Raw genomic sequence first — 19,440 nt, 5'->3', positions numbered from 1 at the left:
CGATGGCATCGTCCCAAAACTCCCTTGTCGCGACCCTCGTCGCAAACCCGTCCCAGCCCGTCTTGTCTGACGAGGCCGTGGATGCGGCCGCGTCAGCCCTCGGACAAGAGACGGAACGCTCGGTTCTGGCAAGGGGGATTGCAGCCGATCTCATCGTTCCGGGTCCGATGGAGGCGAAAGCCGTCGAGGCAGTTTTGCGCCGGGCTCTGGAAGGAAAGCCCATCGACATCGTCGTGCAGCGCGTAGATCAGCGGCGCAAGCGCCTGTTCCTGGCGGATATGGATTCCACCATGATCGGCCAGGAATGCATCGACGAACTGGCGGATTACGTGGGGCTCAAAGCGGAAGTCTCCGAGATCACCGAACGCGCCATGCGCGGCGAGATCGCCTTCGAGCCGGCCCTGCGCGAGCGGGTGGCCCTGCTCAAAAATCTGCCCATCGGCGTGGTCGATGAGATCATCGAGAAGCGCATTACCCTCACCCCCGGCGGGCGGGCGCTCGTGCAGACGATGCGCGCGAACGGCGCCTATGCCTGCCTCGTATCCGGCGGCTTCACCCTTTTCACCGGCCCCATCGGCGCCAAGATCGGCTTCAATGAGCACCGCTCTAACCTCCTGATCCTGGACGGCGAGAAGCTCGCAGGTCTGGTCGAGGAGCCGATCCTTGGCCGCGAGGCCAAGCTCGCGACCCTGCTCGAATTGCGCAAGCGGTTCGGTCTCGCGCCTCATGAAACGATGGCCGTGGGCGACGGCGCCAATGACCTCGCCATGCTGGGTGAGGCAGGCCTCGGCGTCGCCTTCCGCGCCAAGCCGGCCGTTGCCGCCGCGGCCTATGCCAGGATCGATCACGCGGACCTGACGGCGCTGCTCTATGCGCAGGGATACAGGGCCGAGGAGATCGTTGGGGACTGAGAGAGGACAGCTCCCGACCTTCGGACCGATTTCGGGGGCTCTCGCTATACGCGCGCTCCGCCCCTCCTGATAAGCTCCAGTCACAGCAGCGGCTGAGATCAGCCCTGGATGAAAGCCAGAAGATCGCTGTTGAACTCTTCCACCTGGACCTGCGCCAGGCCGTGCGATCCGCCCGGATAGACCTTCAGCGTTGCATTCGGCGCGAGCTTGGACGAGAGCATCGCCGGTGGGCCTAAGGGGACGATCTGGTCGTCGTCTCCATGGACGATCAGCATCGGAACGTCGATCTTCTTCAGATCCTCCGTGAAGTCGCTCTCGGAGAACTGCTTGATGCAGTCGTAGGCCGGCTTAATGCCGGCCTGCATGCCCTGCAGCCAAAAGGCCATGAGCAGCCCCTCGGAAACCTTCGCAGCCTCACGATTGTAGCCGTAGAACGGCACCGTCAGGTCATGGAAGAACTGCGACCGGTTGAGATAGGTGTTCCTTCGCATATCGTCGAAAAACTCGATCGGCGTGCCGTTGGGATTGGCTTCCGTCTTGAGCATCAGCGGGGGTATCGCTCCCACCAGCACGGCCTTGGCGACCCGCTGCGTTCCATGCCGGCCCATGTAGCGCGTGACCTCGCCTCCGCCGGCCGAATGCCCGACGAGAACGACCTCGCGCAGGTTCAGACTCTCCATCAGCGCGGCAAGATCGTCCGCATAGGTGTCCATGTCGTTGCCGTTCCAGGTCTGGCTTGAGCGCCCGTGGCCGCGGCGGTCAGGGGCGATGACGCGGTAGCCTTGCTCTCCGAAGAACAACATCTGCGCATCCCAGGCATCCGCACTCAGCGGCCATCCGTGGGAAAAGACGATGGGCTGTCCCGAACCCCAATCCTTGTAGAAGATCTGCGCGCCGTCCCTGGTCGTGATCGTGCTCATGGCTTTTGCTCCTGATAGCCCCTTGGGTTTTCGGACTGCTCATTCAGCGCGCTCGGCCGTCGCGGCCAGCGGCTATGGCCCCATTTGATTGTCGGAATCAAACCGGATGCGGAGTACTGGAACTAAACGAGAAGAAATGGACGGCCGGAGGCTACTCTCCCCGGCTTTCGGTCGCGCGAGCTATCCTGATGAAGTGCGCCCGCGATGACAAGGTCGCAAGATGGTTAGCTTTTGGGCACTTGGAGTCGCTGCACCATCTTCGCCCCTGGTGCTGGGTTCGAGCATCATGCGGGATCCGGTTTTTACGACGCAGGATCCTGCCAGAGCGGTCCAGCGAACAAGCCTGCCGGCATGAAAAAGGCGGCCTGAAGCCGCCTTTTCCGAAGAAGGAAGAGGAGAACCTTACTCGATCGACAGCGCCACGAAGCGCACCTCGCCCTGGGCGTTGGAGACGAGGAGCAGCGCCGATTTGCGGCCCTCTCCCTTCAGGGCGTCGATTTTCCGGGTCACGTCCGTGGGGGTGGCCACCGGCTCCTGGTTGACCTCGACGATCACCTCGCCGGCCTGGATCCGTTTGTCGGACGCCGCCGAGTTCGGATCGACCTGGGTGATGACCACGCCTTTCAGATCGTCCCTCAGGCTGTAGCGCTTGCGCAGTTCGTCGGTCATGCCGGAGAGGTTGAGTCCGAGGGCTTGGCGGGTTGCCGTGGGCGTTTCCGTCGAGGGCTGCTGCAGGCTCGCCTGCTTCTCGCCGTCCTCGAGGCGGCCGAGGGTGACCTGCTTGGTCATCTCCTCACCTTTGCGGAAGATGCTCACATCGACCGTCTTCCCGACCGGCGTGGAGGCCACGATCCGCGGCAGGTCGCGGGAATCCTTGACCTCCTTGCCGTCGAACCGGACGATCACGTCGCCGACCTCAAGGCCCGCCGGCTTGGCCGGGCCCTTCTCGTCGATGCCGGCGATCAGGGCGCCGCGCGCCGCGCCGAGGCTCAGAGCCTCTGCGGTCGCATCGTCTACGCTCTGGATCCGCACGCCCAGCCAGCCGCGACGGGTTTCGCCGAACTCGCGCAGCTGGTCGATGACAGGCACTGCCAGGGCGGTGGGAACAGCAAAACCGATGCCGACCGAGCCGCCCGTGGGCGAGAGGATCGCAGTGTTGATACCGATGACCTCGCCGTTCATGTTGAACAGCGGACCGCCGGAATTGCCCTTGTTGATGGAGGCGTCGGTCTGAATGTAGTTGTCATAGGGACCGGAATCGATGTTGCGGCCCCGCGCCGAGACGATGCCGGCCGTGACCGAGCCGCCGAGGCCAAAGGGGTTGCCAATGGCCATCACCCAGTCGCCCGGACGGATGGCCTCCGAGTCGCCGAACCTCACCGCCTTGAGGGGCTTGTCCGACTTCACCTTCAGCACGGCGAGGTCGATCTTGGAATCCTTGCCGACGATCTCGGCCTTCAGGCGCGTACCGTCGGGGAAGATGACGCTGATATCGTTGGCGTCGCCGATGACGTGGTTGTTCGTCACCACGATGCCGGACGGATCGATGACGAAGCCAGACCCCAGGGAGTTCGAGCGCCGGGGACGTGAGGGCGTGCTGTCCCCGTTGCCGTTACCCTGGCCGCGGCGATTGAAGAACTCCTCGAAGAGATCCTCGAAGGGCGTGCCCGGGGGAAGCTGAGGCAGGGTGCGGCTGCTGGCCTCCACAGTGGTCGAGGCCGAGATGTTGACCACGGCGCCCGTCACCTCCTCCGCCAGGTCGGCAAAGGATTCCGGCGCCGCACGGGCATAGGCCGGCAGCGGCACCGCCGTCGCGATGAAGGTCATGACCGCGAAGCAGGACGCGGCCAGCCGGCGCATGGGACGCTGAGGCGATGCCGGTCGTGCAAGTTCCGGCGCGTTCGTGACAAGGCTCATCGAAGATCCTCTCTCGGAGAACGTGAACAATAATTTGTCGATCTGCTTCGTCATTCAAGCGGGGATTGCGGCGGAAGCGGGGCTAACGGCTACCCGAACTGGCGAACCAACCACACAACTCCGAGACCGATCATGGCCGATACGATGCCGACGACCCGCATACGGTCGCTCGGGCTGTGCGCCGCCTCGTACATGGCCCGCCGCATTCCATCGGGGAAGGCCGCAAACAGGATGCCCTCGACCACGAGTGCGAGGCCGAGGGCTGCGATCAGATCAAGCATTAGTCCGGATTTCGCTACGGATTACTGGGTCGTCACCGGCTGTACAGGAGCCGGAGCAGGCTGAACCGGAACGATGGTCGTCTGCGGCGCCGGAGCCGGTTGAGCCGGAGCGGTTCCGGTGGCAGCCGGAGCCGGGCGCTGAGATGCTCCTGCCCTGCTGTTCCCCCGACCGCCCGCATCGTTGAAATAGCGGAAGAAGTCGGAGGTGGGGCTCAGCACGAGCCGGGTCTCGCCCGGCCGCAGACCGGACTCATAGGCCTGCATGGACCGGTAGAAGGCGAAGAAGTCGGGATCCAGGCCGAAGACCTCGGCAAGAATGCGGTTCTTCTCTGCATCGCCCTGGCCGCGCAGTTGCTCGGCCTCACGATTGGCCTCGGCGCGGATCACCGTCGCCTGACGCTCGGCGCGGGCGCGGATGGTCTGCGCCTGCTCCTGTCCCTGCGCGCGGATATCCGCCGCCTCGCGTTCACGCTCGGTGCGCATGCGCTGGTAGACGGCCTGGCTGTTCGCGGCCGGGAGGTCGACGCGTGTCAGGCGAACGTCAATCATTTCGATGCCGAGATTCTGCGCCTGCTCGTTCACGTTTTCCTGGATGCGGTTCATCAGAGCGCCACGCTCCGTGCGGACAATGGCGTCGCGCGAGGCGTTAGCGAGCACGTTACGCATGGCGGAGTTGGTGAAGCTCGCCAGCCGCTGGTTCGCTAGCGGAATGCTGCCGACGGCCTGATAGAACCGGAGCGGATCAACGATCCGGTAGCGGGTAAACACGTCCACTTCCAGGTTCTGCCGGTCGGCCGAGAGAATGGTCTGGACCGGCAGGTCGAGGTCGAGAACGCGCTTGTCGAAATAGGTGACATTGTCGACCAGCGGCACCTTGAAGTGCAGGCCGGGCTCGGTGACCTGATCCTGCACGGCGCCGAAGCGCAGCACCAGCGCGTACTGGGTCTGCTGGACAATGAAGACCGCACTATAGAGGACGATGACGGCAAGCCCCAGAAGAATCAGGAGCCCCGTGCGAAGAGCCGGATTTTTCATCGCAGTGCTCCCTGCTGGGTGGTTGTGGCGCCGGTCTGGGCCTGCGGGACCGGTTGGCGCTGCAATTCATTGAGCGGCAGGTAAGGCAGTACGCCCTGCCCCTGCCCGTTCTGGTCGATGATGACCTTATCGACGCCGTTCAGGACGCGCTCCATGGTTTCGAGGAAAATCCGCTCCCGGATGACATCCGGCGACTTGCGATACTCGTCATAAACCTGACGGAAGCGGGAAGCCTGACCGGTTGCGTCCGCAACGGCCTGCTCGCGGTAGCCTTCCGCCTGCTGAACGATGCGCGCAGCCTCGCCTCGAGCCTCTGGCACGACGCGGCTTGCAAAGGCTCCGGCCTCGTTCTGTACGCGGACGGCGTCCTGCTGGGCAGCGTTCACATCGAAGAAGGCTTGACGCACCTCTGCAGGCGGCTGGGCAGCCTGAAGCTGCACAAGGTTGACGAGAACGCCGGCGCCATAGGCGTCCAGGGTCTCCTGCGAGATCTGGCGTACTTCCTGGGCGATGGCGGCCTGATCGGTGGTGAGGATCGCCTGAATGTTGCTCCGCCCGATCACTTCGCGCAGGGCGCTTTCGGCCACCGCCTTGATCGTTCCCTCAGGGTTCTGCAGATTGAAGACGAAGTTCTGCGGCTGCGCGGGGTTGACCTGCCAGACCACGTCGGCATCGATATCGACGATGTTCTCGTCGGCGGTGAGCATCAGGCTCTCTTCGATCACGTCGCGGGGACGGCCCTGCCCTGTCGGAGTCGAGCGGTAGCCGACCTCGATCCGCTGCTGCTCGGTTACATTCGGCTTGAGCACCCTGCCGATTGGATACGGGAGGTTGTAGCGGAGGCCCTCGCCGGTCGTGCCGGTATAGCGGCCGAAGATCATGTTGATGCCGACCTCGTTCGGCCGGACCGTGTAGAAGCCGGTCAGAAGCCAGATCGCGAGCACGGCGAGGACAATGAGAACCAGCCCCTTGCCGCCCATGTTGCCGCCGGGGATGAAGCCCTTCAGACGGTCCTGGCTGCGGCGCAGGATCTCCTCGAGATCCGGAGGCGCGCCATTGCCCTGCGGTCCGCCGGAGCCCCATGGGCTCTTGCCACCGCCGCCTGATCCTCCACGCTGCCCCCAGGGGCCGCCTCCGCCGCTTTGGTTACTCCAAGGCATAGGTCGCCTTTCCTCACTCTGAAAAGACCGGCCGAAAAAAGCCGATTGGATGAAGACGGTTGTCGGTTTTATCTCTTCCGTCTGTCAAGGCTGGGAAGTGGGTATTGCAACGCCTTTCGTCAACCTTTGCAGGAACCTATGGCCGCCTTTCGAGGTCAATGAAGGTAAAGGGGTGCTCATTGTCCGCCCCCCTGGCGTGATCGACGCGCCGAACCTCGCTAAACCGTGATCGCTCGAAGGACGGAAAGACCGCATCGCCTTCCGGAGCAGCATGAACTTCCGTCAGGTAGATTGTCTGCACGTGCGGTAGGGCCAGGGCGTAGATTTCGGACCCACCGGCCACCGCAACGGCATCGGCCCCCATCGTCCCGGCGATCTCATTCCCCTTCGCGACCGCCTCGTCCCAGCTCCGGGCAACATGAACGCCTTCGGCCGAGAAACCGGGATCGCGGGTCAATACAATGGTCTCCCGGCCTGGCAGTGGCTTGCCGATGGACTGGAACGTCTTGCGTCCCATGATCATAGGCTTGCCCCAGGTGAGCTCCCGGAAGCGCTTGAGATCGGCCTTGAGCCGCCAGAGCAGATGATTGTCGCGCCCGATCACGCCGTTCTCGGCAACAGCGACGACGAGGATGAGAGGAAGGGTCATGGTGCCTCCGCCAATCTGCTGAGCGCATCGCCGGTCACGCGCTGCACCGTCCATTCATCCATAGGCTTCGCCCCGATGGCGCGGTAGACACGCAAAGCCGGCTCATTCCAGTCGAGCACCCACCATTCGAGTCGCGGCAACCCCTCCGCGACGCAGCGGCGGGCGAGATGCCGCAGGAGGGCCTTGCCGATCCCCTTCGAGCGGAATTCGGGCCTGACGAAGAGGTCCTCGAGATAGATTCCGTGGCGCCCCCGGAAGGTGGAGAAATTGTAGAACCAGAGCGCGAAGCCCGCCGGCTCCCCATCCCATTCCGCGATATCGGCGAAGACACGCGGCTGAGGCCCGAAGAGGGCCTTCGCAATGTCCTCCTCGGTCGCATCGACCTCATGGGCAAGCCGCTCATATTCGGCGAGTTCGCGGATGAAGGCGAAGACGAGAGAACTGTCGGACGGGACTGCGGGGCGGATCGTGAGAGTCATGGATGCGTTGTGCCGGAACCCGGACCAGCTGTCGAGATCATTCCGGCTCGCCCTCCTCCGCAACCCGCCGCGGCGAACCCCATTCCTCCAGCGTGCCATTGATATCGTCCAGCACGAAGAAGCGGGCGCTCTCCACGTCGTAGCCTTCGTCGAGAAGGCTGTCGTAGTCGGTCAGCCGGTGGCGGATATAGGCGACCAGGGATAGCCAGGCGGCGGCTTCCGGCGAGGCGGTGTGAAGGCCACGGCTGCCGAGGGCGTGATCCGTCACCGCCTCGAATTCATGCCGTGGGATCCGCGGCGCGAGGATGCGCACGGCGCTCTCGATGGCCTCGCGCCGGTTCATCGCGCATCAGACCGCGACGGGCGCCTTGATGGCGGGGTGCGGATCATAATCCTCGATGGCGATGTCATCGAAGGTGAAGTCGAAAAGCGACCGCACCGCAGGGTTCAGGCGCAGTTTCGGCAGCGCCCTGGGCTCGCGGCTGAGCTGCAGGCGCGCCTGCTCCAGATGATTGAGATAGAGATGCGCGTCACCGAAGGAATGGACGAAATCGCCCGGTTGCAGGCCGGTCGCCTGCGCCATCATGTGCGTCAGAAGCGCGTAGGACGCGATGTTGAAGGGAACGCCCAGAAAGACGTCCGCCGAGCGCTGGTAGAGCTGACAGGAGAGCCGCCCTTCCGCGACATAGAACTGGAACAGGCAATGGCAGGGCGCGAGCGCCATCTTGTCGAGCTCCGCCGGGTTCCAGGCGGAGACGATCAGGCGGCGGGAATCCGGGTTGCGGCGGATCTCGTCGAGCACCCACGCGATCTGGTCGACCGTGCCGCCGTCGGGCTTCGCCCAGGAGCGCCATTGTTTGCCGTAGACGGGACCGAGATCCCCGCTCTCGTCGGCCCACTCATCCCAGATCGAGACGCCGTTATCCTGCAGATAGCGGATATTGGTGTCGCCCTTCAGGAACCAGAGCAGTTCGTGGACGATCGACTTAAGATGCAGCTTCTTGGTGGTGACGAGGGGAAACCCATGGCTGAGGTCGAACCGCATCTGGTGACCGAAGACGGAAATCGTCCCGGTTCCGGTGCGATCGTCCTTGCGGACTCCCTCGTCCATGATGCGGCGGAGAAGATCGTGATAGGCTTGCATGGGGTGCTCCTCGCTTCATCATAGGACAGCAGGGCGACGCTTCCGAGTCGCAATTCCATCCCTTCCCCACCCTTTCAAATTCGATCCGCCACCCCTATATTGGGATTGCCGGTCGCGAGACCGGCTATGGCGATAAACGGCTGTCGGAATAAACCCATCGGACCCGGGGGCGGTACCCGGCGCCTCCACCAAAATCCAGGCGGGACCTGGCTTTCGGCGGGGGCGAAATAGGATCGACGAGGGCGTAAAGGACGGACTTTCGCTCGGCATGGTTCCGCCGTTATCGGGCCGATTCAATAGTTGCCAACGACAACTATGCTCCGGTTGCAGTGGCTGCGTAAGCGGTCCCTAAAGCCGAATCAAAGCCCTAGCGGTTAGCACCGTTAGGCGGGGTCCGGAGGCACCTGGCAACAGAAGCCTCCACTTCAGTTTCTGTGGGGCACCCTTTCATGGCCGGAAAAGACCTGATCCGCTACGATCTTCTGGTGCAGGACGCGCTAAAAGGCGTCGTGCGCAAGGTGTTGATCGATGCCGGCAAGGACGGCCTTCCGGGCGAGCACCATTTCTACATCTCCTTCCGCACCAATTTCCCGGGCGTTCGGCTCTCGAACCGCCTGCGCGAGAAATATCCGCAGGAGATGACCATCGTCCTCCAGCATCAGTTCTGGGACCTCAACATCACCGAGCATACTTTCGAGGTGGGCCTGTCGTTCTCAGGCATCCCCGAGCGGCTGCTCATCCCCTTCGATGCGCTCACCGGCTTCTTCGACCCCTCCGTGCAGTTCGGGCTCAAGTTCGACAGCCAGGACGATGAAGAGGAGCCCGAGACATCTGCTCCCCCGCCGCCCGCCGTTCGCGGCAGCGGGTCGGAGCCTGTCGAGCTCAAGCAGCCGAGAAAGTCGCTGCCTCCGGCCGAAAAGCCGGAGAAGAAGGCCGACAAGGCCGCTTCGCCCAAGGCCGAGCCTCAGGCGGAAAAACCGGCCGAGCCCACCCCTTCGGGCGAGGCTGCGGAATCCGGGGCCGAAGTCGTCAGCCTCGACGCCTTTCGCAAGAAGAACTGAGACGGGGCAAGACAGCTCCTCCCCCATTCCCTTCCAGATATATCAGGCCCGGCCCGCAACGCCCCGCGAGCGGTGGGTCAGCCGCACCGGCACGCCCCCGTGAGGCCTGAGCGTCACGCGATGGAGGGGCGTGACCTGATGTCCTTCCTTCAGCTCGAACCTGACGGCCCGCACGATGGTGGCGAGCACGATCACCGCCTCCTGTAGGGAGAAGCTGGCGCCGATGCACACCCGAGGCCCGGCCCCGAAAGGCAAATACGCGAAACGGTCGATCCGGCTGCGCTCCTCGGGAAGGAAGCGCTCGGGCCGGAAGGCATCCGGCCTGTCCCAGAGGGTGCGGTGGCGGTGGAGCACGTAAGGGGCGACCGCGACCATGGACCCAGCGGGAATCTCCAGATCGCCGATCCGGTCGTCCTTGATTGCCGCCCGACCCAGGAACGGGGCGGGAGGATAGAGCCGCATCGCCTCCTCAATCACGGCGCGGGTATAGACAAGCCTGTCGAGATGATGCGCCTCGAAAGTCTCGTCGCCCAGCACCGCATCCACCTCCTCCTCGATCCGGGTGCGGGCCCGCTCGTCCTGCGAGAGGAGATAGATCGACCATGACAGGGCGTTCGCCGTGGTCTCGTGGCCGGCCCCGATGAAGGTCACGATATTCGCCTTCACCTCCATGTCGCTCAGCCCCTTACCTGTTTCCGGATCGGCGGCTTCGAGCAGGAGGGTCAGGAGATCGCGCGGGGCAGGCTCCCCGCGGGCGAGAAGGCCTTTCCGGTTCTCGATGAGCTCCCCGACCAGTTCCTCGAAGAAGCGGATCGCAGGCCGCGCCCGCAGGCGACCGATCCGGGGGATCCAGTCCGGCATGCCGAGCACATCGACCGGATCGACCCGGCCCAGGCCCTCGAAGTAGCGCGTGATCGCCCGCGCCAGGGCATCCGGATCGCGCGCGACGCCCTGCGTGAAGATCGTCCGCTCCAGCACGTCCAGGGTCACCCGTGTCATCTCGAGGGAGATGTCCACCTCCCGCCGATCCGGCCGCCTCTGCCAGCGCCTCACAAGGCGCTCCGCAGCCTCGACCATGGCGGGGAAGAAACCGGCGACCGTGCGCGGCGTGAAGAGCGGCGCGATGGTGCGGCGCTGGAGCTTCCATTCCTCGCCCTCGGCCGTAAGCAGGCCGCGCCCGAGCCCCGGGGCCAGGACCCGCAACTGCAGATCGTCCTTCCGGTAATTGGCGGCGTTGTCGAGCAGGACGTGGCGGATCACGGCCGGGTCGTTCGCCACGGTAATGCGCCCTAAAACCCCCTCCCCCGAGAGGACCGGCTCGCTGAAGTGCCGCTCGGTCCAGGTCGTGAGCGGGTTGCGCCGCACGGCCATCAGAAAGGCCAGGAGGCCGAGCGGCTCCCGGAGGGGCTCAGGCCTGGGTGGGTTGAAGAGCGGCGCGTCGAGGGTATCGGTCATTCGAATTGACAAGCCCTGTTATGCGCCTTCGCTGTTGCGGGCGCGAAACTTTGAGATAAGAACACGCAACTCCATCGAAAGAGGTCAGGATGTCGCCCTCAACCCGCACCGAAACAGATACCTTCGGCCCCATCGAAGTTCCCGCCGACAAGCTCTGGGGCGCCCAGACGCAGCGTTCGATCCAGAACTTCCGCATTGGCACCGATCGGATGCCGCTCCCCCTCGTCCATGCGCTGGCCATCGTGAAGCAGGCGGCGGCGCTTGTGAACAAGGACCTCGGCAAGCTCGAGCCGCGCCTGGCCGATGCTATCGCGGCCGCCGCCGCCGACGTGGTGCAGGGCAAGCATGACGACGAGTTCCCCCTCGTGGTCTACCAGACGGGTTCGGGCACCCAGTCCAACATGAACATGAACGAGGTGCTCTCGAACCTCGCCATCGAGCGCCTCGGCGGCAAGCGCGGCAGCAAGAAGCCGGTTCATCCCAACGACCACGTCAATATGGGCCAGTCGTCCAACGACTCGTTCCCCACCGCCATGCACATCGCGGTGGCGCGCGAGATCAATGACCGGCTGCTCCCGGCCCTGAAGCACCTGCTGAGGGCCCTGAACGAGAAGTCGGAAGCCTTCAAGGACCTCGTGAAGATCGGCCGCACGCACCTGCAGGACGCCACCCCGGTGACGCTCGGCCAGGAATTCTCGGGCTATGCCACTCAGGTGCAGCTCGGCATCGCCCGCATCGAGCAGACCCTGCCCGGCATCTATGCCCTGGCCCAGGGCGGCACCGCCGTCGGCACGGGCCTCAACGCCCATCCGGAATTTGCGGACCGCTTTGCCGTAAAAGTGGTGGAGCTGACCGCCCTGCCCTTCACCTCGGCCACCAACAAGTTCGAGGCGCTCGCCTCCAACGATGCGCTCGTCTACACCCATGGCGCCTTGGCGAGCCTCGCCGCCGGCCTGTTCAAGATCGCCAACGATATCCGTCTCATGGGCTCCGGCCCCCGTTCGGGCATCGGCGAGATTTCGCTGCCGGAGAACGAGCCCGGCTCTTCCATCATGCCCGGCAAGGTCAACCCGACCCAGGCCGAGGCCATGACGATGCTGTGCTGCCAGGTGGCGGGCAACCAGACCACCGTGACCTTCGCCGGCAGCCAGGGCCATTTCGAGCTCAACGTGTTCAAGCCGGTGATCGTGAATGCGGTGCTGCAGTCGATCCGCCTACTCGCGGACGGCGCCATCAGCTTCACCGACAACTGCGTCGTCGGCATCGAGCCGAACAAGGATCGTCTCAAGGAGTTGATGGAGCGTTCGCTCATGCTCGTCACGGCGCTCGCCCCGACCATCGGCTACGACAAGGCGGCGGCCATCGCGAAGTCGGCGCACAAGAACGGCACGACGCTGAAGGAAGAAGCCCTCAAGGCCGGCGTTTCGGCCGAGGACTTCGACGCGGTCGTCCGCCCCGAGACCATGCTCTCGCCGGGCTGATTGGGTAAGGATGCGCCATGGCTGAGATCATCAATCTGCGCCAGGCGCGCAAGAACAAGGCGCGGGCCGACAAGGAGGCCCGCGCCGAACAGAACCGCATCGCCTTCGGCCGCACCAAGGCGGAGAAGGACCAAACGAAAGCCGAACGGGAGATGGCGGGACGCCGGCTCGACTCCCACAAGCGCGATGACGAGACGCCCTGATGGGTGCAGGCATCGTCAAGCGCTCCGTCTCGATTGCCGGGCACCGGACGAGCATTTCCCTCGAAGAGCCGTTCTGGGAGGCCCTGCGGGAGATCGCAGCCCAGGAAACCCTCTCAATCCAGGCCCTCATCGGGCGCATCGACGCCGAACGGGGCGAGCAGAACCTCTCCTCCGCCATTAGGGTCTTCGTCCTGACGAGGTTTCGAGGTCGTTAGAAACCGACATCCGGCTGCAGCCGGGGATCGGCGGGCAGGACGCGCTGGTGCACCGGGACCACCTGTCCTCGGTGCGGCGTCTGACGAAGGCCGAGGGCGGAGCGGTGCTGTCGGAGGTGGTGCACCGGGCCTATGGCGAGAAGCGGGTGCTGAAGGGCTCGGAGGCGCTCGACACGCACGGCTATATCGGCGAGCGCGAGGACGGCGAGCTGGGGCTGGTGTACCTGAACGCGCGGGTCTACGACCCGGTGCGGGGCCGCTTTCTGTCGCCCGACAGCCTCGACCCGACCCTGCCGGGGGTGGGCACCAACCGCTACGCCTACAGCCTCAACGATCCGGTCAACAAGAGGGATCCGAGTGGGCACTCCGCCGATGGCACAGGAGGCATGACCAGCACCTATGCGGGCGAGAGCGCTTACGATGCGACCCGCGACTTTGAGGCAGCCCGGGCGCGAGGGGAAGTGCAGGTCGCGGGAGCGGGTGCTGTGCTGGGAGGTGTGGGCATCGGTGCGGGCGTTGGCTCGGCAGGTGGAGTCGGCGGAGCGATACTCGGCGGCATTGTCGGTGGTCTGTCCGGTGATACGCCTCAACCTGGAAAGACGCTGAACAACGAGAAAGCAGGAGGTAGTGAGAAGGCAGGCAAAGGGACTTCTAACCCGGCCGATACAAAGGGAACGCCGGATGATCCTGACCCGAAAAATCCAAGAAAAACGGAAACAGAGTGGTCACTAGGTAAGAACCATACTGAGAAGCAGTGGTCTAACCGAATGAATGCACGGGGCTGGACTAATGAGCAGATTACGGAAGCAATAAGGGACGGGCGGCAGTATTCTGCGCCAAATAATATTAACCCTAATAATCCAGCAACTAGGTACGAGCACCCGGTATCGGGCAAGTCGATTGTTCGCGATGAGGTTACAAAGGAGATCATTCATGTCGGCGGGCAAGGGTTCAGATATTAAAAATGAGATCACTATATATGTTCGCCTTATCGGCGAAGGAACTGATGTATGGCGGCCTGTAAGAGCTGAACAGATCACTACAGATAAGTACTGTATTCTTGAAGAGTGCGTGCCACCCGGTGAGACCTGGGAGTTCCAGCCGGGTGATGTCGTTAAGGTGCGGAAACATATTGGACAAAGCGGTGAGTTTCCTGTTGCTAGCCGTGCCTGAATAAGCTGGTACGGCACATCTCTAGGGCGATCACCTACGATGCGGGTGCCCGGCCCGGCGGGCTTCCCGGAGCGGGGGCTGTGGACGCTCTACCCGCATCCCGACATCCGGCTGCAGCCGGGAGATCCGCTAACGGTTGGATCCACCATGGATCAGCGGCGGCGGGGTCAGCTCGATGGGCGCTCCCAATGGCGGCAGCGAGATCGGCGAGGGCTCCGGGGTCGGAATGGCGTCGTTCTGCTGCTGCCTGAGCCTCTCCGCCTCCCGACGGGTGCGTTCCGCCTCTTCCCGCGCCTTGACCTGACGGGCCGCCTCTTCGGCGGCGGCCCTGCGCTGGCGCTCCGCCTCCTGCTGCGCCTGGATCTGGCGCTGACGCTCGGCGGCCGCCTTTTCCAGAGCCTCGATCTTGTCCAGTTCCCGCTTGAGCACGATGGCCGCCAGTCCGTTACGGAATGGGCTGGCATCGATCTCCCGCGTCGGGGATGCAAGGGTGCCGTGCAAGTTCAGGCCGATGGAGGGCGGCGCCCCGCTCCAGGCGGCAGGCGCGGTCTTGGCGGTCAGGGCCCCGCGTGCATCGAGCTCCAGCTTCTTGAGGTCGTAGGTGACGGCTCCCTGCCACGTGACGGGACCGCTCTCGACCGTGAAGGGCGACAACCGCAGCACGCCGTTGACGATGGCCGCCGACGTGGTCACGGACGGGTCCGTCAGGGGCGCGCGCGCAAGCTCCGTGCCGAGGATCTTCTCGGCCTTGCCCTGGACGAGCGGCTCCTCCTCGGCAAGCGCCTGTTTCAACGACCTGTCGAAAGCCGACGGATCGGCGCCCGGGATGCGAAGGTTCGTGATGCGCCACTCCCCCGCCCCTCCGAGATTGGAGACGAGCCCGGACAGGGTCTCAGCCGCAGAGCCGAATTTCAGGTTGCCGGAAACGGTCGCCTCGAAAGGCGTGGCTCCGATGAGCGCCCAGAGAGGGACGTCCCTGATGGCGCCCTCACCGACGATGGTGGCGAGACCGCCCTGCCGGGTGATCGTCGTGGTTCCGGTGACGGCGCCGCCGCCAATGACCGCATCGAGGTCGCGGATCGCGATGCCGTCCGGCTGCGCCTCGACGGTGAAGCCCGCCCGGCTCGCCTGAAGGCCTCGGCCGAGATCGAGCGCACCGACCTTGAAGTCCACCCGTCCGCCGCGCACGAGCCGCCCCGTCTGGCCGAACTTGGCCGTTGACCAGGTTGCATTCGCGTTCGGATCCCCCGGCACGTTGAGGGCGAGCGCACCGACGAGCCACGGCATCGAAAGACGTTCGAGGGAAATCTCGCCGCTGATGTCCGAGCGGGAGCGGGCGGCCAGGCGCGCCTGTATATCGCTGCCGTCGACCTGACCCGTGATGTTGAGAAGGGTCGCGTCCCTCTCGCGGCCGAGGGTGACCCGCGCCTTCACCGGCACCGGCGGGTTGACGCCGGCTCCGTCGCCCAGCAGGAGCAGGAACGGCGTGATGTCGAGCGCCGCAATTTCCGCTTCGCCGCTGTCCACCACGTCGTCATTCGCGCTCAGGGTGAAGGGCCGGTTGGTCGTCACCATCGCCCCGGCGACCTCGCCGGCGACGGTGACGCTGAACAGGCCCGAGCCGATCCGCGTCCCGCGAAGGTCGATCCGGGACGGGCGCTTGAGGCCGGCCACATTGGCCCGGTCGACCCATTTGCCCGTGTTGTCGGTCGCGAGGGTGACGTTGAGGTTCTCCGTGCGCCCATCGACGGAATCGACCTGCCCCTCGAAGGTGCCGCCAGCCGCCGTTCCCTTCGCCGTTGTCCGCAGGCGCAACTCGGAGGAGTTCGGAGCGGGCGCGATCCGCTCCGTCACCACGTCGAGATCGAGAGATCCCTCGCGGACGAAGTAAGGCACGAGCTTGGAGATGCCGCCGATCCAGACGCTTCCCATGAGATCGACCAGGGGAGCCGCGCGCTTTGCCGTCACCTTGCCGGCGATCCGCCCCGAACCGTCGGGGGCGATGCGCCCGCTCACATTGGCATTGGCTCCCGCAAGGTCGGAGACCTCGAGCCGCTCCACTAGCAGGGCCGGGCCGTCGGAGAGAATGCGGGCCGAAATGCGCCCAGCCCCGGCGCCCTTGCCGGCGCTGACGCCGCGGGCATCGAGGATGAAGCCCACATCCAGGTTCTCGGTCGCCTCGAAGACGCTGGAGACCTGGGGCAACTGCTCGAGGTTCAGGTTCTGGATGGCGACCTGTGCCTGCAGCTTGCCGCGCTCCGTCCCTTCCGGCGCAGTGTAGCGCACATTGCCTGTCGTCACCGCATCGCCGATCTTCAGGCGCATGCGGTTGAAGGACAGGACCGGGTTGGAGAAGGCGATGTCGGAGGAGGCTTCGACGGTGCGTCCGTCGAGCACCTTCAGGAATGGCGAGTTGATGCGCAGGCGGCTGAGATAGCGCGCCAGCCGGTCGGAGGCATTGGACGCCACCGCCACCTTGCCGTTGATGCCGCCTTTCGTCGTCAGGCCGAACTGGCCCTCCAGGGCGACGCGTGTCTCGCCGGGCGCCATAAATTCGAGACGATCCAGCCGCGCCTCGCCCTTCTCCAGGGAGACGCGCAGATTGGCGTTGGTGAGGTCGTCCTGGGCTAGGCCGATGCTGTCGAGCTTGAGGTTGAGGTCGATGGGGACCGTAATCGGCGGGAGCGACCATTCCTGGAGGCGGCTTGCGAAATCCTTACCCTCCGAGGACAGGATGAAGCTGTCCGCGTCGAGCCGCCGCCCTTCCAGCTTCAGTGAGATGCGGGGATCGTCGAGGCGGATGCTGCCCTCCCCCGTCAACCGCAGGCTCGCGCCGCCCTCCCCGGCCTCGACGGCGACGGGACCGAGTTCGACGGCGCCGGCCCTGGTCTTGAATTCCGTTTCCACGGAGATGGGGATCGGGATGCCGGCGGCGGCCACCTGCGCCGGCGGCCCGAACAGCACCTTGGCCTTGCCGGCGATGTTCGGAGTCATGGTCCCGTTGCCCTCATCCAATGCGAGCCGGGCGTCGAGATCGAAGCGCGGATAGATGTCCCCGCCGCCTGCGAGCTTGAGCTGGACGGTTCCATCCTCTCCCAGCTCACCCGTGACCAGCCGGAACGGGACGCCGTTCGTGGTGCCCTCGACGCGCCAGGGGCCGGTCAGCTTCTGGCCTTCGATGTGCACGCCCTCCCCGTAGAACTGGTCGGTGCGGCCGGTGCTCGGCATCTGGGTCGTCAGGAGCAGGTGCGCGACGGTGAGATTGTCCACGGCCCACCGGCGGCCTGCGCCATTGCCTGACAGAAGATCCGGCGGCAACTTCCAGGATCCGTCACCGGAAAGCGGAATACGGATGTCGGCCCGCCCGATCCGGGTTTCCGTGAAGCGGATATCGCCCTGGAGAAGCGGCATCAGCTCGGCTTCGGTCCAGACGAGATCGGCAGCAAGCCTGGGCGAATTCTGCCCCTCGCCTCCGAGGTAAAGCTTCTCGAGGCGCAGCCTCGGCGAGGGGAGCAGCCGGATGTCGATGTTGCCTTCGGTCCGCGCCTGCGTGCCGGTGGCGCGCGAGATCATCCCGTCGATCGTGTCGCGATGAGCCTCCCACTCGATGAGAGGCGGCGCAGCGACCGCAATCGCCAGGACCAGGATCACAATGGATGCGATGATCGTCAGGATATCGCGCAAGTGGCTGCCTTTTCTCCGTTTTCCCGCAGGTCCCTTACCCTATCAGTCGCAACAGCGGGAGCGCAGCAAATTGTCCTTCCACCGTCAAAGCGCAACGATCTTGCCCGGATTCATGATGTTGAGGGGGTCGACGGCCTGTTTCAAGGCTCGCATGAGCCCGAGCGCCGCCGGCCCATGCTCGATCTCGAGGTACTTCATCTTCTTCTGGCCGACACCGTGCTCGCCGGTGCAGGTGCCCTCCATGGCGAGCGCCCGCCGCACGAGCCTGTCGACAAAGGCCTCACAGGCTGCGACCTCCGCCGGATCATCCATGTTCACAAGTGGTTGAACATGGAAGTTGCCGTCGCCCACATGGCCGACGATGGGGGCGATCAGGCCGTTTTCCAGGATGTCCCTCTTCGTCTCGTCCACGCATTCCGCAAGGCGGGAGATGGGGACGCATACATCGGTGGCCACCGATTGCGCCCCGGGCCGCAGGCCCCGCGCCGCCCAATAAGCATCGTGCCGGGCCTGCCAGAGACGGGAGCGCTCCTCCGGCTTCGTGGCCCATTCGAACGGCCCGCCGCGGAACTCGGCCGCGATGTCACCGAAACGTTCCGCCTGCTCCTGCACGCCCGCCTCGCTGCCGTGGAATTCGAGCAGCAGCAAGGGGCTTTCCGGCAGGGTCAGTTTCGAGTGGGTGTTGACTGCCCTCACCTGCAATTCGTCGAGCAGCTCGATACGCGCCACCGGAATCCCTGACTGGATCGTCATGATCACCGCATCGCAGGCCGCCTTCACGGACGGGAACGGGCAGATGCCGGCTGAGATCGCCTCTGGAATCCCGTGCAGCTTGAGCGTGATCTCGGTCACGATGCCGAGCGTCCCCTCCGAGCCGATCATGAGGTGGGTGAGATCATAGCCAGCCGAGCTCTTCTTAGCGCGGCTTGCGGTCTTCACGATCTCGCCGTTGGGGAGAACCACGGTCAACGCCAGCACGACGTCCTTCATCGTCCCGTAGCGGACGGCATTGGTACCGGAGGCGCGCGTAGCCACCATGCCGCCGATGGATGCATCTGCGCCCGGATCGATGGGGAAGAATAGGCCCTTGTCCCGCAGGTGCTCGTTCAACTCCTTGCGGGTCACGCCGGCCTCCACCACGCAATCGAGGTCCTCGTCATGGACGGCGATGATGCGCTTCATCAGGCTCAGGTCGATGGAAGCCCCGCCGTAGGGCGCATTGACATGACCTTCCAGAGAAGTGCCGGTTCCGAAGGGGATGACCGGCACCTCATGGGCGGCGCAAAGCTTGACGATATCGGCCACCTCCTCCGTCGTCCGGGGATAGACCACGATGTCCGGCGGCTGATTCTTGGTCCAGGTCAGGGAGTGCCCATGCTGCTCGCGCACGGCTCCGGAGGTCGAAACCCGGTCTCCGTAACGCCCGGTGAGCTCGGACGTCAGGGCGGCGATGGCGGCTTCCGTGGCCTTCGGGCGGACAGGGGCGTGAGGAGCGTTCATGGAGGCTTCAGGTCCGTTTGGAATGCTTGTTAGCCATAGCTACCAAAACCTTCGGCAAAGCAACACTCTGGATGACGAAGGCGGCAATATTCTCATGCGCAACAAAGGGGAATGTGCTAACATTCCTGCTCTTGCTGGGCTGGGAGAGCAATATGACCGGCTCTGAGGACGA

The 19,440-nt window shown here is 64.7% G+C and carries 20 protein-coding genes and 1 other RNA gene; 9 read left to right on the top strand and 12 right to left on the bottom strand.

What is annotated here, in order from left to right:
- The first annotated feature begins 2 nt into the window (after positions 1 to 2).
- Positions 3 to 911, top strand: coding sequence for a phosphoserine phosphatase SerB (gene serB / locus LG661_RS06295; protein WP_230531025.1), 909 nt, complete (start codon positions 3 to 5; stop codon positions 909 to 911).
- A gap of 98 nt (positions 912 to 1,009) precedes the next feature.
- Here serB and LG661_RS06290 read toward each other — a convergent pair whose 3' ends face one another.
- The 9 genes from LG661_RS06290 to LG661_RS06250 form a co-directional block, all read right to left on the bottom strand.
- Positions 1,010 to 1,831 (bottom strand): alpha/beta fold hydrolase, encoded by an 822-nt coding sequence (locus LG661_RS06290; RefSeq protein ID WP_230531024.1) that lies wholly within the window; start codon positions 1,829 to 1,831, stop codon positions 1,010 to 1,012.
- Positions 1,832 to 2,233: 402 nt separating this feature from the next.
- Positions 2,234 to 3,748 (bottom strand): DegQ family serine endoprotease, encoded by a 1,515-nt coding sequence (locus LG661_RS06285; RefSeq protein ID WP_407666666.1) that lies wholly within the window; start codon positions 3,746 to 3,748, stop codon positions 2,234 to 2,236.
- Between the two features lie 89 nt (positions 3,749 to 3,837).
- Positions 3,838 to 4,029, bottom strand: coding sequence for a DUF2065 domain-containing protein (locus tag LG661_RS06280; protein ID WP_230531023.1), 192 nt, complete (start codon positions 4,027 to 4,029; stop codon positions 3,838 to 3,840).
- A gap of 21 nt (positions 4,030 to 4,050) precedes the next feature.
- Positions 4,051 to 5,064: a protease modulator HflC gene (gene hflC, locus LG661_RS06275; protein ID WP_230531022.1), complete on the bottom strand. Its 1,014-nt coding sequence runs from the start codon at positions 5,062 to 5,064 to the stop codon at positions 4,051 to 4,053.
- Positions 5,061 to 6,224: an FtsH protease activity modulator HflK gene (gene hflK / locus LG661_RS06270; RefSeq protein ID WP_230531021.1), complete on the bottom strand. Its 1,164-nt coding sequence runs from the start codon at positions 6,222 to 6,224 to the stop codon at positions 5,061 to 5,063. The genes hflC and hflK overlap by 4 nt, the downstream gene beginning before the upstream one ends.
- Before the next feature lie 136 nt (positions 6,225 to 6,360).
- Positions 6,361 to 6,873 (bottom strand): dihydrofolate reductase, encoded by a 513-nt coding sequence (locus tag LG661_RS06265; protein WP_230531020.1) that lies wholly within the window; start codon positions 6,871 to 6,873, stop codon positions 6,361 to 6,363.
- Positions 6,870 to 7,352 (bottom strand): GNAT family N-acetyltransferase, encoded by a 483-nt coding sequence (locus LG661_RS06260; protein ID WP_230531019.1) that lies wholly within the window; start codon positions 7,350 to 7,352, stop codon positions 6,870 to 6,872. The genes LG661_RS06265 and LG661_RS06260 overlap by 4 nt, the downstream gene beginning before the upstream one ends.
- 37 nt (positions 7,353 to 7,389) lie before the next feature.
- Positions 7,390 to 7,695 carry a DUF2293 domain-containing protein gene (locus tag LG661_RS06255; RefSeq protein WP_230531018.1) on the bottom strand — a complete coding sequence of 102 codons (306 nt, stop codon included), beginning with the start codon at positions 7,693 to 7,695 and terminating at the stop codon, positions 7,390 to 7,392.
- 6 nt (positions 7,696 to 7,701) lie between these two features.
- Entirely contained in the window at positions 7,702 to 8,496 is a 795-nt protein-coding gene (locus tag LG661_RS06250; protein ID WP_230531017.1) for a thymidylate synthase, read from the bottom strand.
- A 68-nt stretch (positions 8,497 to 8,564) separates the two neighbouring features.
- On the opposite strand from LG661_RS06250, the gene ssrA reads away from it, so the two are divergent.
- Positions 8,565 to 8,921: a transfer-messenger RNA gene (gene ssrA, locus LG661_RS06245) on the top strand.
- Between the two features lie 24 nt (positions 8,922 to 8,945).
- Positions 8,946 to 9,557, top strand: coding sequence for an SspB family protein (locus tag LG661_RS06240; RefSeq protein ID WP_230531016.1), 612 nt, complete (start codon positions 8,946 to 8,948; stop codon positions 9,555 to 9,557).
- Between the two features lie 42 nt (positions 9,558 to 9,599).
- On the opposite strand, the gene LG661_RS06235 is transcribed toward LG661_RS06240, so the two are convergent.
- Positions 9,600 to 11,012: a cytochrome P450 gene (locus LG661_RS06235; RefSeq protein ID WP_230531015.1), complete on the bottom strand. Its 1,413-nt coding sequence runs from the start codon at positions 11,010 to 11,012 to the stop codon at positions 9,600 to 9,602.
- 89 nt (positions 11,013 to 11,101) lie between these two features.
- Between LG661_RS06235 and fumC the strand changes: the two genes are divergently transcribed.
- Genes fumC through LG661_RS06210 form a run of 5 tightly spaced genes read left to right on the top strand, consistent with a single transcriptional unit; the run spans position 11,102 to position 14,084 of the window.
- Positions 11,102 to 12,493, top strand: a complete 1,392-nt coding sequence (gene fumC / locus LG661_RS06230; protein WP_230531014.1) for a class II fumarate hydratase — start codon at positions 11,102 to 11,104, stop codon at positions 12,491 to 12,493.
- Positions 12,494 to 12,510: 17 nt separating this feature from the next.
- Complete coding sequence (locus tag LG661_RS06225; RefSeq protein ID WP_230531013.1) at positions 12,511 to 12,696, top strand: DUF4169 family protein; 186 nt, start codon at positions 12,511 to 12,513, stop codon at positions 12,694 to 12,696.
- Entirely contained in the window at positions 12,696 to 12,911 is a 216-nt protein-coding gene (locus LG661_RS06220) for a ribbon-helix-helix domain-containing protein (protein ID WP_230531012.1), read from the top strand. Before LG661_RS06225 ends, LG661_RS06220 begins: the two co-directional genes overlap by 1 nt.
- 47 nt (positions 12,912 to 12,958) lie before the next feature.
- Positions 12,959 to 13,873 (top strand): RHS repeat-associated core domain-containing protein, encoded by a 915-nt coding sequence (locus LG661_RS06215; RefSeq protein WP_230531011.1) that lies wholly within the window; start codon positions 12,959 to 12,961, stop codon positions 13,871 to 13,873.
- Positions 13,845 to 14,084 carry a hypothetical protein gene (locus tag LG661_RS06210; RefSeq protein ID WP_230531010.1) on the top strand — a complete coding sequence of 80 codons (240 nt, stop codon included), beginning with the start codon at positions 13,845 to 13,847 and terminating at the stop codon, positions 14,082 to 14,084. The genes LG661_RS06215 and LG661_RS06210 overlap by 29 nt, the downstream gene beginning before the upstream one ends.
- Positions 14,085 to 14,213: 129 nt before the next feature.
- Here LG661_RS06210 and LG661_RS06205 read toward each other — a convergent pair whose 3' ends face one another.
- Positions 14,214 to 17,768, bottom strand: coding sequence for an AsmA family protein (locus LG661_RS06205; RefSeq protein WP_230531009.1), 3,555 nt, complete (start codon positions 17,766 to 17,768; stop codon positions 14,214 to 14,216).
- A gap of 84 nt (positions 17,769 to 17,852) precedes the next feature.
- Positions 17,853 to 19,268: an FAD-binding oxidoreductase gene (locus LG661_RS06200; RefSeq protein WP_230531008.1), complete on the bottom strand. Its 1,416-nt coding sequence runs from the start codon at positions 19,266 to 19,268 to the stop codon at positions 17,853 to 17,855.
- Between LG661_RS06200 and LG661_RS06195 the strand changes: the two genes are divergently transcribed.
- Positions 19,267 to 19,434: a hypothetical protein gene (locus tag LG661_RS06195; RefSeq protein WP_230531007.1), complete on the top strand. Its 168-nt coding sequence runs from the start codon at positions 19,267 to 19,269 to the stop codon at positions 19,432 to 19,434. The two genes, LG661_RS06200 and LG661_RS06195, sit on opposite strands and share 2 nt — an antisense overlap.
- Positions 19,435 to 19,440: the final 6 nt, after the last annotated feature.

Origin of the sequence: Microvirga roseola, assembly GCF_020866965.1 — a bacterium.
In the GTDB taxonomy this organism is placed as follows: domain Bacteria; phylum Pseudomonadota; class Alphaproteobacteria; order Rhizobiales; family Beijerinckiaceae; genus Microvirga; species Microvirga roseola.
Note: the sequence above shows the minus strand (reverse complement) of the source record. Positions and strands in the feature narration are given on the sequence as shown.